We start from the raw sequence: 1429 nt of genomic DNA, 5'->3' as shown, positions 1-1429 counted from the left end.
CTCTGGTACACCCCTCCGGTGGAAGTAAGTGTAAGCCTGTCACCATTCTTGTCAGTGGCCCTGATCTGCTGGTTGATGAAAGTACCTGCTTCCACACAAATGTCATTCAGCGGGTCCATTAACGGGCGATCGTTGCGGGCGTCGTCCACGATGATCTGCATATCCCGGACGATTTGCCCAATCAGGACACCATCCCGCCATTCTTCTACGATGAATGCTACGTTATAATAACCTTTTGTTACAGGTGCATCCCAGACAAGGTCACCTGTGAGTTCATTGATGCTGAAATTAGCGGGCGAAGCACCTGCCTCAGTGCGGCCTGGTGCGCCGATCTGGTTAGGATTAACATATTGAAGATTGATGCCTGCGCCATTTACGCCACTTCTTTGAGGGACAAAAAGGCGGTATGCAAGACTATCGCCATCGGCGTCGAATGCATTGGGATTGTGAATGTAACGCTGTCCTACCGCAGCAAGATCAATGGGCGCATTCAGTAAAACAGGAGTTTGATTAGCACCGAACTGCGGATTGATTTCAAGAATGGTACTAACGTAAAAGTTAAGGTTTTGAGTGGGCGGAGGTCCGATATTCAGGATACCATTATTTCTGTTATCCTCTTCAAATGAGATCCTGTAAGCTGCCGCAGCCGGAAATGTGTAATTAATAATGTAGGTATTGCGGGTTGTATTGTTGCCGATATCCGGTGGCGGGTTTTCGACTCTCGGCGCTTCAAGAACCACCGGGGTACCCGAAGACCGGACGTTCCCTATCGTAAAAAAGATGGTGTTCTGAGCGTTGGCTGCACCCTCTCCATTTTGCATATCAAAATAGGCGGTGAGTTTAAGCTCATAAGTAAGGCCCGAGATTCTCCTCGCCGTAATTTCTCCGGCGCGAATGTGCGTGGCCATCGCATCAAAGCCGGAAAACAAAAAGCAAAGCGAGAAAGTATATAGTAGAAGTCGTAAAGCAGAGCGCATATATGTTAAATCAAGCTATTGGATAGAGGTTTTAAAGCCTGTTAATCACTTTTCAACTAACTAGATGAACGAAAATTTACACAAAATGTGTGCGTTCAAAGCGAATATATGTGATTATGTAAACTTACCAAACAACTCATCCAATCATATCCTGATAGTAGTTTAACCTGCGCTCTGTTTTACCTCTGCCTTACCTGATAAGCTGTACCCACCCTTTCAGGATAGTTTGCTCGCTTTCTCTTTTAGCTGATTCAAAACGGACCCTTGCTTCGTAGTAATACTGCCCTGCTGCGAGGTCTTTTCCTGCATTGGTTTTTCCGTTCCAGTTGATGTTCACATCGGTGGTAGAGAACACCTTGGCACCCCACCTGTTGAAGACAGTAAACTCCATGGACTGCACAAAAGCAGGGCATTCATAAGGCTGGAACACATCGTTTTTCGTGTCCCCATTT

Annotated in this window: 1 protein-coding gene and 1 pseudogene; both read right to left on the bottom strand. The window is 46.4% G+C overall.

The genetic code is table 11. The features are described 5' to 3' along the window. A pseudogene (locus ASG33_RS09405) lies at window positions 1–977 on the bottom strand (gliding motility-associated C-terminal domain-containing protein); the annotation flags it as partial. A gap of 190 nt (window positions 978–1167) precedes the next feature. Continuing rightward, window positions 1168–1429: gliding motility-associated C-terminal domain-containing protein (locus ASG33_RS09400; RefSeq protein ID WP_157474672.1), on the bottom strand; the 262-nt coding region annotated here is incomplete at its 5' end.

It is taken from the genome of Dyadobacter sp. Leaf189 (genome assembly GCF_001424405.1).
GTDB lineage: Bacteria > Bacteroidota > Bacteroidia > Cytophagales > Spirosomataceae > Dyadobacter.
The sequence above is the reverse complement of the archived record's forward strand: the minus strand, read 5'-3'. Positions and strand labels throughout refer to the sequence as shown.